This window comes from Promicromonospora sp. NPDC050880, from assembly GCF_044456525.1.
Classification (GTDB): domain Bacteria; phylum Actinomycetota; class Actinomycetes; order Actinomycetales; family Cellulomonadaceae; genus Promicromonospora.
Genome location: NZ_JBITFV010000013.1, coordinates 118649 through 133800, shown reverse-complemented (window position 1 = coordinate 133800; position 15152 = coordinate 118649). Strand labels below are relative to the sequence as shown.

9 protein-coding genes are annotated in these 15152 nt (G+C 73.7%); 1 reads left to right on the top strand and 8 read right to left on the bottom strand.

Going from position 1 to position 15152, the window contains the following annotated elements:
- Positions 1 to 172: 172 nt before the first annotated feature.
- From ACIBBF_RS19490 to ACIBBF_RS19460, 7 genes are all read right to left on the bottom strand, one after another.
- Positions 173 to 4789 (bottom strand): ExeM/NucH family extracellular endonuclease, encoded by a 4617-nt coding sequence (locus ACIBBF_RS19490; protein WP_397416542.1) that lies wholly within the window; start codon positions 4787 to 4789, stop codon positions 173 to 175.
- Between the two features lie 294 nt (positions 4790 to 5083).
- The gene (locus ACIBBF_RS19485) at positions 5084 to 5500 is read right to left on the bottom strand and encodes a sterol carrier family protein (RefSeq protein WP_397416540.1); all 417 of its coding nucleotides are present in this window, start codon (positions 5498 to 5500) and stop codon (positions 5084 to 5086) included.
- A complete protein-coding gene (locus ACIBBF_RS19480; RefSeq protein ID WP_397416538.1) occupies positions 5500 to 5940 on the bottom strand; it encodes a hypothetical protein in 441 nt (146 codons plus the stop codon). The genes ACIBBF_RS19485 and ACIBBF_RS19480 overlap by 1 nt, the downstream gene beginning before the upstream one ends.
- Positions 5941 to 5966: 26 nt before the next feature.
- Complete coding sequence (locus ACIBBF_RS19475; RefSeq protein WP_397416536.1) at positions 5967 to 8687, bottom strand: RNB domain-containing ribonuclease; 2721 nt, start codon at positions 8685 to 8687, stop codon at positions 5967 to 5969.
- A 48-nt stretch (positions 8688 to 8735) separates the two neighbouring features.
- Positions 8736 to 9698: an endonuclease/exonuclease/phosphatase family protein gene (locus tag ACIBBF_RS19470; RefSeq protein ID WP_397416534.1), complete on the bottom strand. Its 963-nt coding sequence runs from the start codon at positions 9696 to 9698 to the stop codon at positions 8736 to 8738.
- Between the two features lie 118 nt (positions 9699 to 9816).
- Positions 9817 to 12141: a phosphoribosylformylglycinamidine synthase subunit PurL gene (gene purL / locus ACIBBF_RS19465; protein ID WP_397416533.1), complete on the bottom strand. Its 2325-nt coding sequence runs from the start codon at positions 12139 to 12141 to the stop codon at positions 9817 to 9819.
- Positions 12142 to 12276: 135 nt separating this feature from the next.
- On the bottom strand, positions 12277 to 13149 hold the full coding sequence (locus ACIBBF_RS19460) for a family 16 glycosylhydrolase (RefSeq protein WP_397416532.1): 873 nt from the start codon (positions 13147 to 13149) through the stop codon (positions 12277 to 12279).
- A gap of 178 nt (positions 13150 to 13327) precedes the next feature.
- Here ACIBBF_RS19460 and ACIBBF_RS19455 point away from each other — a divergent pair, with 178 nt between their 5' ends.
- On the top strand, positions 13328 to 14248 hold the full coding sequence (locus ACIBBF_RS19455) for an EamA family transporter (protein ID WP_397416530.1): 921 nt from the start codon (positions 13328 to 13330) through the stop codon (positions 14246 to 14248).
- Positions 14249 to 14294: 46 nt separating this feature from the next.
- Here the strand turns inward: ACIBBF_RS19455 and ACIBBF_RS19450 are convergent, their stop codons facing one another.
- Positions 14295 to 15032: a phosphotransferase family protein gene (locus tag ACIBBF_RS19450; protein ID WP_397416528.1), complete on the bottom strand. Its 738-nt coding sequence runs from the start codon at positions 15030 to 15032 to the stop codon at positions 14295 to 14297.
- Between the last annotated feature and the right edge of the window lie 120 nt (positions 15033 to 15152).

Sequence of the window (15152 nt, the reverse complement as noted above, 5' to 3'; positions counted from 1 at the left end):
GGCGGGGGGGGGGGGGGGGGGGGGGGGGGGGGGGGGGGGGGGCCCCCACCCCCCCCCCCCCCCCCCCCCCCCCGGGGGCCCCCCCCCCCCCCGCCGCGCCCCCCCCGGGGGGGGGGGCCCCGGGGGGGGCCCGGGCCCCCCCCCCCGGGCGTTCTGCCTCGGCAAGGGTGGGTCAGCTGATCAGCTTCCAGGGGCTGCGCTTGCCCACGCCCGGGATCTGGAGGATGGTCGGGCGGGTCGCCTCGTACACCTCGCCCCGGTAGGACACGGTGTCACCCCACCAGTAGAGCTTCCACGGGACCCAGGCAGGCGCCTCCGGCTCCTCGGGAGCCCCCGCCTCGACGGTCACCGGAAGGCGCACGGTCGTACCCGACGGAGCCGCCTGCACCAGGAGCTGGTACTCCCCCGCGGCCGTGCCGGCCGGGATCGTGACCGACGCCGACGTCGCCCCCTCGGTCACCGTGCCGGTGCCCAGGGAGACGCCGTCCGCGACCGCGCCACCCTCCGGGACCAGGAAGGTCTCGGTGGTCGTGTTGCGCGGCGCGCCGAGCGACGTCAGGTCCAGGCCCGACAGGCTGACGTCGGTCGCCGCACCCGCCTCGACCGTGCCGGGCAGCGCGGGCGTCACCGCGCGGGTGCGGGCGAAGCTCGGGGTGATCGGCGAGGAGGCCTTGATGTACTCGATCCAGGCGTCACGGTCGACCAGGCCCGAGTCGCGGCCGTCCGTGCCGTCGGTGAAGGCCCGGAAGTTGTCACCGCCCGAGATCAGGAACGAGAACGTCGCGATGCGGTACTCCGCCGCCGGGTCGACCGGCACGCCGTCGATGGTGATCGACGAGACGTTGTCACCGGGGGTGGCGTTCGGGTCCGCCGTCGTGGTCGTGTAGGAGACGTTGTCCGACAGCCCGAGGGCCAGGTACGGGCGCGACGGGCGGTTCCCGTTGACGTCCGTCTGCCACTGCTGCTCCAGCAGCGTGTCGAGCTGTGCACCGGTCAGCGTGATCGTCCACAGGTTGTTGACGAACGGCAGCACGGCGTTGGCCTCGGCGTAGGTGATCACGCCGTCCTCGCCGAAGTAGAGCTCGTTGCGCAGGCCACCCGGGTTGACGACGCCGATGTCGGCGCCGCCGCGGTCGTCGCTCGCGAGCGAGTCGCGCAGCGAGTTGGCCACGAGGTTGCCGAGCGCGGACTCCGACGCGCGGTCGTCCCGGTTGCCACCGGTGTAGACGCCGTCGGTGTACGAGCCGCCCGCGAACGCCGTGGTGACGTCTGCGGTGACCTCGCCGATCGGCTGGGCGCCGATCTGCTCCGCCTCGGCCAGCGCCGCGTCCACGATCGAGTCGACCTCGGCGACCGCCGGATAGGTGGCGATCAGCTCGGCGGCGGGGGTGGTCGTGCGTGCGACGTTCTCGACGGTGTAGTCGGTGACGTCGAACGACTCCGTGTCCACCGTGAGCGAGACGTGGCCCAGGAACTCGCCGTAGTTGCCGGTCTGGATGATCGGACGGGTCTCGCCCTCGGCACCCGGGACCGGGGCGTCCCACGCGTACTGCTTGTGCGTGTGGCCGGTGAAGATGGCCGCGACGCGCGGGTCGGTCTGCTGCACCAGGTCGGCGAACGGACCGCCGGCGGCGATCTCCTCCTCCAGCGTGGCGCCGTCCGGGGTGCCCGCGCTCGCGCCGTCGTGCGCGAGGGCGACCACCACGTCCGCCTCACCGTTGGCGGTGTCGCCGTCCAGCAGCTCGTCGGTGACGCGGTTGAGCGCCTCCACCGGGTCGCCGAACTCGAGGCCCTCGATGCCCGACGGGGTGACGAGCGTGGGGGTCTCCTGCGTGACCACGCCGACGAACCCGACGTCGACCCCGTTGACCGGGACCACCTGGTACTCGGGCAGAGCGGATTCGCCCGTGGCCTCGTCGTAGACGTTGGCCCCGAGGTAGTCCCAGTCGGCGGCGTCGGTGACGCGGCCGGTGAGGTCCGCCATGCCCTGGTCGAACTCGTGGTTGCCGACCGCGGAGGTCTTCAGGCCGAGCGCGTTGAGCACGTCGAGCGTGGGCTGGTCCTGCTGCAGCGCGGAGGCGAACAGCGACGCGCCGATGTTGTCGCCCGCCGAGACGAACGCGGTGCCCTCGGGGTTCTGCGCCCGCAGCTGCTCCACGGTGCCCGCGAAGGCGACGGTGTTCGCGTCGATGCGGCCGTGGAAGTCGTTGATGGCCACGAGGTCCAGGTCGACCGACCCGGGCTCCGTGGTCGTGCCCGCGAGGTCCAGGCCCACCAGGACCGGGTCGTGGTCGGAGGACCGGAACGGCGTCTCGTCGTAGAGGATGGTCGCGTTGTAGTTGTACCGGCTGTACTCGTTCGCGACGGGCTCGTACGCGTTGATGTTCCAGACGTCGGTGCCCGTCACGACCTCAGCGGCGGCCGGGGAGGCCAGCACGTGGTCGAGCGAGCCGACCATGCCGTCGAAGTTGTACGTGTACTCGCCGGTGGTCGGGCCGAGGTCCGTGTAGCCGGCGTCGGTGAGGACCTGGATCGGGTCCTCCTGCTCGTAGGCGTTGAAGTCGCCGAGCAGCAGCACCTTGTCGGTGCCGGCCGCGGTGGCCCGCTCCTGCGCGAACGCCGCGAGCGAGGTCGCCTGGCGCGTGCGGGACTCGTTCGAGGCGCCCTGGCCGTCGCCCTGGTCCGCGTCGCCCGGCCAGGGGCCGGCCGAACCCTTCGACTTGAAGTGGTTGGCGATCACGACGACGTCGTCCTCGGCGTCGGTGGCACCACCCGCAGGCTGGAACGTCTGGGCGAGCGGCTGGCGGGCGTTGCCGAACGCCTCGTCGCCCACCAGGATCGTCGAGTCGCCCACCGGCTCCGCCGTCGCGGTGCGGTAGATGAAGGCGTTGCGGATGACGTCCTCGGCCTCGGGCACCTCGGCCGGGGAGGCCGCGTAGGCCCACGTGCCGGCGCCCTCGGCCGCGTTCAGGGCGTCCACCAGGTCGGACAGCGCCTGATCGCGGTCGCCACCGAGCGCCGCCGTGTTCTCGATCTCCAGCAGGGCCACCACGTCGGCGTCCAGCGCCGAGATCGCCGCGACGATCTTGGTCTGCTGGCGCTGCAGGTCCTCCTCCTCGGCCGCGCCGCGGGCGTCGCAGCCGCCCGAGACCGTGACGGGGTCGCCGTCCCGGTCGGTGTAGTAGGTGCAGCCCGCAAGCTCGTCGCCCGTGGTGGTGAAGTAGTTCAGCACGTTGAACGTGGCGACCTGCAGGTCACCGCCCACCTCGGCGGGCGCGTCCTCGCGCGTGTTCTCGAACGTGGCCGGCTGCACGGTCGAGGCGACGTCCGGCGTCAGGTGCGCCAGCGGCTGGAAGCCCCACGCGTCGTACCGGTAGTCGAGGATCACCGGCGTGGTGAACGTGACGCCGGCGCCCACCCGCAGCGGCTCGCCGCCGGTCAGGTAGGGCAGGGGCTTCGACTTGTTGGCGGTCGAGTTGTAGTTGAGGGACGAGCCGTCGTCGAGCAGCACGCCGCGCGCCGCGTTGTCCGCGACCTGCGCGTCGTACTCCGCCGAACCCGGCCGGCCCGCCGTGGTCGGCTGCACCAGCGGGCTGTCGCCCGACGCGAGGCCGATCGTGCCGTAGTAGTTGGTGTCGTAGTTGTCCGTCACCGTGAAGTCGCCCTCGGGCGCGAGCAGCATGCCCTCGAGCGCCTCGCGGCCGGCCTCGTCGGCGGGCCAGGCAGTGACCGTCGGCTCGACCGTCGCCGGCTCGTCCAGCACGGTCCAGCTGCCTGCGGGCGGCGTGAGCTCCGTGAGGCCGTTGAACTCCGAGACGGTGCCGGTGACCTCCACGTGGTCGCCCGCCGAGAGGTCGGCGGCGGCCGCGGCGGAGAACACGAAGACGGCGTCCGACGCGCCCGGCGTCGGGTCCTCGCCGCCACCGGTGCCCGCGGTCTGCAGGTACAGGCCGTTGAACCCGCCGGTCGCGTAGACGGCGGTGACGACGCCACGGGTGGTCACCGTCTGGCCCACGAGCGGCGAGGCGGCGCCGGTGCCCTGGATCTCGGCGATCGGGGTCACCTCGCCGGGCTCGGTCGGCTCGGACGGCTCCGGCTCGGGCTCGGTGCCCTCGCTGTTGGCGGGGGTCACCTCGGTGCCGAACACGAAGTCCGCGGAGTTGTCACCCGCGTCGCCCGTGCGCTCCAGCGAGCCCACCACACCGGTGCCCTGGCCGGCAGGCGCCTGGGCGGTCTCGAACGTGTCGGCGGTGCCGTAACCGAGCAGGTCGACGACGCCCGCGGCGCCCTCGGCGGGCACCGCGCCCTTGGCGGGCGCGACCGCGGTGGCCTGCGACGCGAGCGCGATGACGCCGGCCGTGCCGCTCGGGTTGAGGCCGCCGACGGCGTCCGGCGTGGGGAGCGCGTCGCCGTTGGCAGCGTTCGAGGCGCCCTGCACCAGGTAGTGGCCGCCGGCGGCGATGGTGCCGCTCAGCGGGGTGATGCCGGAGAACGAGGCGCCGGTCGCGGACTTGTACTGGACCGACCAGCCGTCGACGCTGACGGGCTCGCCCGTCGGGTTGTAGAGCTCCACGAACTTGTTGCGGTACGGCTGGCCGGAGCTGCCGCCGACGAGGTATGCCTCGCTGATGACGACGTGCCCGGAGTCCGGGCCGTCCTCGATGCCGGTGGGCGCGGCGAAGGCCGCCGACGCCGGCAGGGCGAGCGCCGCGGCGAGCGCCGCTGCGACCGCGGCCCTGCCGCTGGACCGGGGGTGCGGTCGCGGGGACCGGAGCGTGCTGGGTCTCACGCTGACTCCTTCTGCAATAGCCGGCCGAGGCCGGGATGGCGTGCCCTGGTACAGGACGTCTTGTGCGGCGGCGTCGCCGCAGCCGGGGGCGCGTGTCCGTCGCGCGAGCAGCCCGGCACGAGCGCCACCAACCAACCACTGCATCGTGAACCGGCGGTTACGGACCGACACCCGCAGGGAAAAATGCCGCCCCGGCGCCGGGTGAACCTGCTCGCAGCCGAACCACGAGATCGACGCCGAGGCTAGCGGGTGGCACCGACATCCGTGGCAGCGCACACGCCGGACACGCCCGGTTCACCCGGATCCGGTCGGTGGATCCAGGTCGCCGAGCGCCCCGGACACCGCCCGGCGCCCCGCTGTCAGCGGCAGCAGATGGGAGATGTCCGAGCGCTCGCCCGAGGCCCGAACGCGTCCGTCTGCGACGGCGTCCGCCCAGCTCACCGCGCCCGTGGCCAGGCCGAGCCAGGTCTCCGGGTCGGTCTCGACCACGTTCGGCGGCGTACCGCGGGTGTGCCGCGGACCGGCGACGGCCTGCACGGCTCCGGCCGGCGGGACCCGGACCTCGACGGAGTTCCCGGGGGCGACGGCGGCCACCTCCTCCAGGAGGAACCGCACGGCGGTGGTCACCGCACGGCGGTCCGCCTCGTCCCGGGACCAGGCCGCGACGGCGGCGCGCCCGGCCTCGGGGTCGGTCCGGCGACGCGGCGGCACTACTGCACCGCCAGGAAGTCGCCGAGCCGGGTCCAGCCGGACCGTTCGAGGCTCGTGAAGTCGGTTCCGGGCATGACGAACATGACCTTGTCGGTGCCGTTCGACACCTCGGTCCCCGTCGGGTTGGGCGTCATCGTGCAGCCGGCGATCGTGTCGGCCTCGGTGCTGGTCAGGACCAGGCACGTCGAGGCGCCGTCCCCGGAGCGGGCGGCGTAGAACGTGGCGTCGCCGTCCGCGCCGAGCCGGCGCGTGGTGTCGCCGTCGACGGCGAGGTCGGCGAGCTGTGCGTCCGGGAGCACGTCCTCGGCCTGCTGCTCCTCGTCGAACAGGGCCTCCAGGTCCTGTACGCCGTCCGACGGCGTACAACCGGCCAGCAGCACGGACACACCCAGGGCGGCCACGGCGCCGGCCCACCGGGGAACGGGTACGGCAAGGGTCATGGGGCCAGTATCGCGGACGGCCCGCCTCAGTAGCGGTAGCCGTCGGGCCCCGGACCCTCCACCGCGAGCAGGTCCGCCGCCACCACGACCGGCAGCTCCCGCGAGGAGAGGACCGGGTACTCCGCCACGTGCACGCCGCCGGCGTACCCGTCCCCGCGGACGACCGGGACCGGCTGCGACAGCGACGCCGTGCGCCGGGGCCCGGGGGCGTGCCGCGGCCAGGGATGGGACATCGGCACCTCGTCGCGGACCTGCGGCCGCACCGGCCGGCGCACCGGCGGGTAGCCCACACCGTGCCCCGGGTGCGGCGGGACGGAGGCAGGTGCGGAGGCCGCGGTCCCGCCGTCGGACGCGGGCCGGGCGGACTGCTCCTGCGGGTACCGCTGGTCGTCGGAGTGGCCCGGGTACTGCCGATCCGGCGTGGAGGACGGTTCGGGCGGGTACGGAAGCTCCCGCGCGGAGGAGCGCTCCTGCGGGAACGCCTGCTCCACCCGGTACGACGGCGCAGCCTGCGGCGCGGGCTCCGGGTACGACCGGGCGGCGGTGGTCTCGGGGCCCGCCCAGGAATGACCTGGATCCGGGTTCGGCCAGCTCTCCGCGCCGGGATCGACGGCGGACCACGACGCCGCACCGGACCCGGTACCCGGCCACGAGTCCGGGCCGGCGGCCGTCTCCGACCACGCCGGACCCTGCTCGGCGCTCCGCCGGGCCGCCCGGCTCATCGGCTGCGGGCGTGACGGCTGCGAGTGCGACGACTCGGGACGGGACGGCTCGGGGAGCCGCGACGCGGCAAGGGACGACCGGGCAAGCGGCGACTCCGGACGGGACGGCTCCGGACGAAACGGCTCCGGACGGGCCGACTCGGGACGCGGCAGCTCCGGACGCGGCAGCTCCGGGGCCGGCTGCACCGGCCGTGCCGCGGCCTCAGGAAACAGCGCGCCGTGTGCCGGCAGGGGCCCGTCGTCCGGCCGCGCGAACGGCACGGGCGCCGGAGGTGTCGTGGGCGGCGAGATCGCCGACCCGAGCGAGACCGACCGTCCCGTCACGGACGATCCCGAGGATCCCGATCCCGGTACCGAGGACCGAGCGGCCTCCGGAGAGGTCCCCGGCCTCGGCGTCGGCTCCGGGGAGGAGGGTGACGGCCGCGGTGACGGCGACGGTTCGGGCGGCGACACCGGGCGCGACGCCGCGGCGGCCCGGCGCCCCGCGGCGCGGCGTCCGCCACGACCGGAGGCGAGGGCGCGGCCGCTGCCGTCGTCCGGCAGCTCCTCGCCGGGCAGCGTGAACGCGACGCGGCGCTCGGCCACGTCGGCCTCGGCGAGCCGGACCCGCACCTCGTCGCCCAGCGGGAGGTGCGAACCCGTCACCCGGGCGCGCACGGCCGGCTCCCGCAGCACGACCTGACCACGCTGCGGGCCCTGGCCGTCCTTCCGGGGGTCGTCGAGGTCGACCACCACGCCGTCGAAGTCCTCGCCGAGGCGGCCGGCGAGCACCGAGGCCTCGACGATGTCGATGCACTCGCGCTCGAACGACGAGGCCCGGCGGCCGGTCTCCGCCATGACCGCGGGCAGGTCCTGCATCGCGGTGAGCACCCATGCGGGCACCGGGGCCCCCGCCGACACGGCGAGGCAGATCTCCGTCGCGTAGCGGTCCACCAGGCGCCGCAACGGCGCCGTGACGTGTGCGTAGTCCGCGGCGATCGCCGCGTGCCGGGTGTTCTCCGGCGGCGCCACCGCGGCTCCGTCCGGGCCCGGCATGCCGAAGGCGACGTAGCCGGCCCCGCGGAACAGCGTGGTCGCCTCGTTGAGGAACGCGGCGTGCTCGGGGATGCGCGAGACGAGCGTCGGGACCAGCCGGGCGTACGGGAGCGTGTCCGGCCACTCGATGCCGAGCGCGCGGGCCGTGCGGCGCAGCCGCGCCAGGTCACGGGGATCGGCCTCGGGCAGGGTGCGCAGGATGCCGACGCCGGCCTCCCGCATGAGGTGCGCCGCGGCGATACCGGTGAGCAGCGAGATCTGCGCGTTCCACTCCTCGACCGGCAGGTTGCGGCGGAACGACAGTGCGTAGGTGCCGTCCTCGCGCCGCTCGACCTCCTGCTCGGGCACCTCCAGGGACACGCCGCCGCGGGCCACCTCGAGCGACTGACGCAGGCGCCCGACGTCGGCCAGGAGCTGCAGGGACTCGCTCGCGGTCCCCGCGTCGAGGGCCGACTGGACCTCGGCGTAGGTGAGCCGTTCGCGGCTGCGCACGAGCACGCGCTCCAGCCCGGCACCGGTGATGATGCCGCGCGCGTTCAGCGTCACGGTCCACAGCACCGCCGGTCGGTCCTCCTCGGGCAGGAGGCTCGCCGCACCCTCCGAGAGGATCTTCGGGTGCAGCGGGGTGCGGGCGTCCGGCCCGTAGATCGTCATGCCCCGCTTGCGCACCTCGGTGTCGAGGGCGCCGCCCGGCACCACGAACGCGCCGAGGTCCGCGATCGCGTAGTGCACCACGTAGCCCTCGCCGGACTGCTCCACGTGCACCGCCTGGTCGAGGTCCTTGGAGCCCGGCGGGTCGATGGTCACGAACTCGATGTCGCGCCGGTCCGCCCGGCCGGCCGAGAAGTCCCGCACGGCCGCGGCACGCGCCTCCTCGAGCACCTCCTGCGGGAACATCGCGGGCAGGCCGACCTCGGCGCGGAGCGCCGCGAGGGCGCTCGTCACGTCGTCGGGGGCGGAGGGCGCGAGGCGCATCTGACGAGTCGGCACAACTGCGAACATAGGCCGGTTCCGCGCTCGCCGCGCGGTGTCGCTGTGCTATTCGACGACGACGGTGGCCAGCAGCGCCCGGTGGTCCGTCCCGGGGACGTCCATGGGCACCACGTCGGAGACCGGCATGTCCCGCTCCACCACCACGTGGTCCAGCGCGAACAGCGGCGGCACCCGGCTGCCCTCGGGCCAGGTCACGACCGGGCCCGCGCCCCACTCCCGGGTCGCGTCCGCGAACCGCGAGCCGAGCAGGTCGCGGAAGGTCGCGTGGTCGTAGGTGGCGTTGAAGTCACCGGCGAGGATCTGCGGGGTCCGGTCGGACCGGGCCTGCTCGGTGAGCTCGACCAGCTCGGTGCGCCAGGTGGCGGTCTCCTCGGGCAGCGGCGGGTAGGGGTGCACGGCGGTGAGGCGCACGTCCGTACCGCCCACGTCCACGAGGGCCGACGGCATGGCGAAGCTCGTGCCGCGGAGCTGCTCCGGCCGGCTCAGGGGCGTCGACGACCACAGGCCGCTGCCCCCGGGGCCGTCCGGCGCCGGGACGGTGAAGCTGTGCGGCAGCAGCTCGTCGAGACCCGCGTCGGTCAGGGCCTCCTCCAGGTCCGGTGTGAGCTCCAGGATCGTCAGCGCCTCGACGTGCTGCGACTCCACGAGGTCCACCACGGACTCGGCGTCGGCCTGCCCCAGGTGGGCGTTGAGGGTCATCACGCGCACGGTGCCGGCGTCGGCGGGGTCGGCGGGCGCGGACGCGGGCGGCGGGACGAAGAAGGGCGCGGTCCAGTAGACGAAGGCCGCCAGCGACACCGCCAGCAGCACCGTCAGCACCCAGCGCCGGGAGAAGAGGGCGACGACCAGCAGCGGCAGCGTCACCAGCGCCGCCCAGGGCGTGAACGCCACGATCAGCGGCAGGGGCGGCACGTTGTCGAACGGCAGAACCCGCCCCGACGCCACCAGCAGCAGAGGAATCGCGACGACCCAGAGCACGAACGAGACAAGGCCACGGACAAATCGCACCCCCGGACCCTACCGGCACCCCCGGCCTGCCGAAGGAGAACCGTGGCGGGACAAGACGGTGGCGAGACAGAACGCTCGGTCCTGTCTCGCCACCGTTCTCCTTCGGCGGGTTCGCGGGTCAGGCGAAGATGCGGGGCAGGGTGCCCTCGTGGGCCTCGCGGGCCTCGTCGAGCGGGAGGTCGAAGTGACCCTCGACCACCACGGCGTCGCCGCCCGTGGTACCGAGGCGCAGCACCGGTACGCCGGCGTCCTCGGCGAGGTGCGTGAGCTCGCCCTCGTGCTCCGGGTCCACGGCGACGACCACGCGCCCGGTCGTCTCCGAGAACAGCGCCACGAACGGGTCCACCTTGTCGCGGCCCGTGACGCCCTCGAGCGCCACCGTCGCGCCGACGCCGAAGCGCAGCGACGCCTCCAGCAGGGCCTGGATCAGGCCGCCCTCGGACAGGTCGTGCGCGGCGGCCGCGAGACCGGAGCGCCGCGCCTCGACGAGCACACCGGCCAGGGCCTTCTCGGCCGCCAGGTCCACCCGCGGCGGCACGCCGCCGAGGTGCGAGTGCACGACGTCGGCCCACGCCGAGCCGTCGAGCTCGTCCCGCGTGGTACCCAGCAGGAGGAGCGACAGCCCCTCGGACTGCCAGCCGGAGGCCAGAGCGGTGCGGACGTCGTCGATCACGCCGAGCACGCCCACGACGGGGGTCGGATGGATCGACGAGTCGATCTGTCCCGGCTCGCCGGTGCCGTTGTAGAGCGACACGTTGCCGCCCGTGACCGGCACGCCGAGCTCCTGGCAGGCGTCGGCCAGGCCCTCGATCGCCTCGACGAGCTGCCACATCGAGTCCGGGTGCTCGGGCGAGCCGAAGTTCAGGCAGTCCGTCACCGCGAGCGGGGTGGCACCGGACGTGGCGACGTTGCGGTACGCCTCCGCGAGCGCCAGCGCGGCGCCCGTGCGCGGGTCGAGCTTGCCGTAGCGGCCGTTCGCGTCGGTCGCGAGCGCGACACCGAGGCCCGTGGTCTCGTCGACGCGGACGACGCCGCCGTCGTCGGGCTGGGCGAGGGCCGTGTTGCCCTGGACGAAGCGGTCGTACTGGTCGGTGACCCACGCCTTGGAGGCGAGGTTCGGGGACGCCAGGAGCGTCAGCGCGGTCTCGCGCAGCTCCTCGCCGGACGCCGGGCGGGCCAGGCCCGCGGCGACCGTCGTGTCGGCCGCCAGCCCGTCCTGCCACGCCGGACGGGCGTAGGGCCGCTCGTAGACGGGGCCCTCGTGGGCCACGGTCTTCGGGTCGACGTCGACGATCCGCTGGCCGTGGTGGTCGATGGTGAGCCGGCCGGAGTCGTTGACCTCGCCGATGACGGCGGTCTCGACCTCCCACTTCGCGGTGATCGCGAGGAACGCGTCGAGCTGGTCGGGCCGGACGACGGCCATCATGCGCTCCTGCGACTCCGACATGAGGATCTCGCCGGCGTTCAGCGTGGGGTCGCGCAGCAGGACGTCGTCGAGGTCGACGTGCATGCCGCCGTCACCGTTGGAGGCGAGCTCCGAGGTGGCGCAGGAGATGCCCGCGGCGCCGAGGTCCTGGATGCCCTCGACGACCTTGGCCGAGAACAGCTCCAGGCAGCACTCGATGAGCACCTTCTCCATGAAGGGGTCGCCCACCTGGACGGACGGGCGCTTGGCGGGAACGCCGTCCTCGAAGGTCTCGGACGCGAGGATCGAGGCACCGCCGATGCCGTCGCCGCCCGTGCGGGCGCCGAACAGGACCACCTTGTTGCCGAGGCCGGAGGCGTTGGCAAGGTGGATGTCCTCGTGCCGCAGCACACCGAGGCAGAGCGCGTTGACGAGCGGGTTGCCCTGGTAGGAACCGTCGAAGACGAGCTCGCCGCCGATGTTCGGCAGGCCCAGGGAGTTGCCGTAGCCGCCGACGCCGGAGACCACGCCGTGCACGACGCGCGCCGTGTCGGGGTGGTTCACGTCGCCGAACCGGAGCTGGTCCATGACCGCCACGGGGCGCGCGCCCATCGAGATGATGTCGCGGACGATGCCGCCCACGCCGGTCGCGGCGCCCTGGTAGGGCTCGACGAACGACGGGTGGTTGTGCGACTCGACCTTGAAGGTGACGGCCCAGCCGTCGCCGATGTCGACGACGCCGGCGTTCTCACCGATGCCGACGAGGAGGTGCTCCTTCATCTCGTCGGTGACGCGCTCGCCGAACTTGCGCAGGTGCACCTTCGACGACTTGTACGAGCAGTGCTCGCTCCACATCACGGAGTACATCGCGAGCTCGGCCGCGGTGGGGCGGCGGCCCAGGATGTCCTTGATGCGCTGGTACTCGTCCTTCTTGAGTCCGAGCTCTCCGTACGGCTGCACCTCGTCGGGGGTGGCCGCTGCGACCTCGACGGTGTCGAGCTGCGGGCGGGAGGGTGCCTGGGACGCGGGCGCGGTCATGGAGTAAACCTCTGCGTGCGGGGTAGGTTTCCGGGCGCCGGAGCGCCCGCCCCAGTCTACGACGGGTCGCGCGGCGGAGCGGCCCTGCCGTCCGGTGACGACGGGACCGCCCCGATGACGCGCTCCGGCGAGCTGTCAGAGCTGTGAGTCGTACACGCGCACGTAGTCGACCACCATGCTCTGGGGGAACTGCGTGGTGCCGTCCGGGTAGCCCGGCCAGTTGCCGCCGACGGCGACGTTCAGGATGAAGAAGAACGGCTGGTCGTACACCCACGGGTTGCCGCCGGTGTTCGCCGTGGTGAACGTCTGGTAGGCGACGCCGTCGACGGACCAGGTGATCGAGCCGGGCTGCCAGTCGATCGCGAAGGTGTGGAAGTCGTCGGCGAAGGACCAGCCCTGCGGGTGCATGTACTGCCCGGTGATCCCGTTGCCGCCCGAGTACCCGGGGCCGTGCAGCGTGCCGTGCACCAGGTGCGGCTCGTAGCCGACGTTCTCCATGATGTCGATCTCGCCCGCGTCGGGCCATCCCGTGTTCGGGAACTGGCCGCCGAGCATCCAGAACGCCGGCCAGATGCCCTGCCCGCGCGGGATCTTGATGCGCGCCTCCAGGCGACCGAACGTGGGCTGGACCTTGCCCTTGGTGGTCAGACGTGCGGACGTGTAGCCCCCGTTGCCGTCCTGCCGGGCCGTGATCACCAGGTTGCCGTTGCCGTCCAGGGCCGAGTTGTCGCGGGAGTCGGTGTAGACCTGAAGCTCGTTGTTGCCCCAGCCGCCGCCCCCGGTCTCGAAGTTCCAGTTGGCGCCGTTCGGCGCGCTGCCCGCCGCGCCGTCGAACTCGTCCGACCAGGTCAGGGCGGCTGCCTCGGCCGGAGCAGCAGCCGCGCCGGCCCCGCCGTCCCGCGCCTGGGGTGCCGCCGCGGACGCGACCAGGGAGGCGGACAGGACGAGCGTCACGGCCGCGGTGGCCGTCACGGTCGTGCGGATGGTGCGGTGTCTCGTGCTGCGCATCGGACGCTCCTTCGCGAACGTGTCTGGCATCTGTGCGGCGACGCTACTTTTCACCCGCCGGGTGGAACAAGATCGGGAAAGTACGTAGTCAGGGCACCGCCCACCGTTCAGGCCTGCTGAAGACTCGGGCAGTGATACGCGATGGACGGGCGGGGTCGCCCGGGCCGACCATGACGGCATGCCCCTGCGCCACTCGCTCCTCGCCGTGCTCGTCATGGTGATCTGGGGCACCAACTTCCTGGCGATCGACCTCGGCGTCGACGACGTGCCGCCCGCCCTGTTCGTCGCCGTCCGCTTCGTCGTGGTGCTGGTGCCGGCGATCTTCCTGGTCCCCCGGCCCGCGGCCGCGATGAAGGACGTCCTCGTGGTCGGCCTGTTCCTCAGCCTCGGCCAGTTCGCGCTCATGTACACGGCGATCTGGCTCGACATGCCGCCCGGGCTGGCCTCGCTCGTGCTCCAGGCCCAGGTCGTCCTCACGGTCCTCTTCGCGAGCGTCGCGCTCCGCGAGCGCCCGACGACGCCGCAGCTCGTCGGGGTCGTGCTCGGCGCGGTGGGCCTCGTCGTCGTCGGCCTCGGCCGGTCGGCGGCGACACCGGCGGTCGCGTTCCTGCTCACGCTCGCGGCCGCGGCGTCCTGGGCGACCGGCAACGTGATCGTGCGCCGGCTCGGGTCGGTCGACCAGACCACGGGCACCCGGCAGGGACCGCTCGCGGGCCTGTCCATGACGGTGTGGTCGGGGCTCGTGGTCCCCGTGCCGATGTTCGCTCTGGCGGTGCTGCTCGACGGGCCGGCCGCCGTCGGCCACGCCCTGACGCACCCCACCTGGACCGCCGTACTGTCCACGCTGTACACGGCGTGGCTCGCCAGCCTCGTGGGGTACGGCGTCTGGAACACCCTGCTGGCGCGGTACCGGGCGAGCGCGGTGGCACCGTTCACGATGCTCGTCCCGGTGGTGGGCATGACGGCGGCGTGGATCGCGTTCGGCGAGGTGCCGAACGCGGCAGAAGCCGGGGGCGGGCTGCTCCTGCTGCTCGGTGTCGCGATCACGTCCGGCCTGCTGCGCCGGCCGGGTTCGCCGCGCTACGGATCGGGCACGTAGCGGAGCCGGTGCGGAGTGGCGGCCGGGCCCGGACCCACGTCCGGGCTCACATCCGGGCGCGCAGCACGTCGATCTCGCAGCCCGGCGCGCCGGGGTCGAACCCGTGCTCGACGAGCCAGCGGATCGCCACCAGGCTGCGCAGCGACCACCACCCGCGGATCACGTCGAGGTCGACGTCGGCGCCGTAGCCCGCGACGACGTCGTCCAGGCGCTCCTCCTGCCCGAGCGTCAGGACGGCGAGGTCGAACAGGGCGTCGCCCGGCCCCGCCTCGGTCCAGTCGATCACCCCGGTGCCCTCGTCGTCCTCGACGAAGACGTGGCTGAGCTGCAGGTCGCCGTGCGCGAACACCGGCGTCCACGGCCGGAGCGCCGCCTCGGCCACCTCGCGGTTGCGCGCGATCAGGTCGGCGGGGAGCGTGCCGCTGCCCACGAGCCACTCGCACTCCTCGTCGAGCCGGGCCGCGATGTCCCCGAGGCCCTTGCCGGGCCAGGGCGGCACGGGCGCGTCGTGCAGCCTGCGGACCATGGCGCCCGCCGCGGCCCACGCCGACGACGACGCGGTGGACGGGCTGCCGAGGCGACCCAGCGCCGTGCCCGGGACGGCGGCGAGCGCGAGCGCCGGCGGGGTCCGCCACAGGACCTCCGGGGTCGGCACCGGCGCCCTCGCCATCGCCTCCACCTCGATGTCGCTGCGCGCCTGGTCGCCGTCCACCTTCAGGAAGACGTCACCCACGCGCAGCGTCGCGCAGTCGCGATGGGCGACGACGACCTCCACCTGCTCCATCCGGCCATCATCACGGTGCAGCCGGTGGCACCGCACGGGATTTCCCGTGTCAGGTTCACCCTCCGGCGAGGCCCGGCAGGGGCGCCCGCCACTATTGAGAAACCGCGTAACAAAGATGTC

Bases quoted from the DNA above. Each gene is read 5' to 3' on its own strand.
- ACIBBF_RS19480 (WP_397416538.1), bottom strand. From the start codon at position 5,940: ATGACCCTTGCCGTACCCGTTCCCCGGTGGGCCGGCGCCGTGGCCGCC.
- purL (WP_397416533.1), bottom strand. From the start codon at position 12,141: ATGACCGCGCCCGCGTCCCAGGCACCCTCCCGCCCGCAGCTCGACACC.
- ACIBBF_RS19460 (WP_397416532.1), bottom strand. From the start codon at position 13,149: ATGCGCAGCACGAGACACCGCACCATCCGCACGACCGTGACGGCCACC.
- ACIBBF_RS19455 (WP_397416530.1), top strand. From the start codon at position 13,328: ATGCCCCTGCGCCACTCGCTCCTCGCCGTGCTCGTCATGGTGATCTGG.
- ACIBBF_RS19450 (WP_397416528.1), bottom strand. From the start codon at position 15,032: ATGGAGCAGGTGGAGGTCGTCGTCGCCCATCGCGACTGCGCGACGCTG.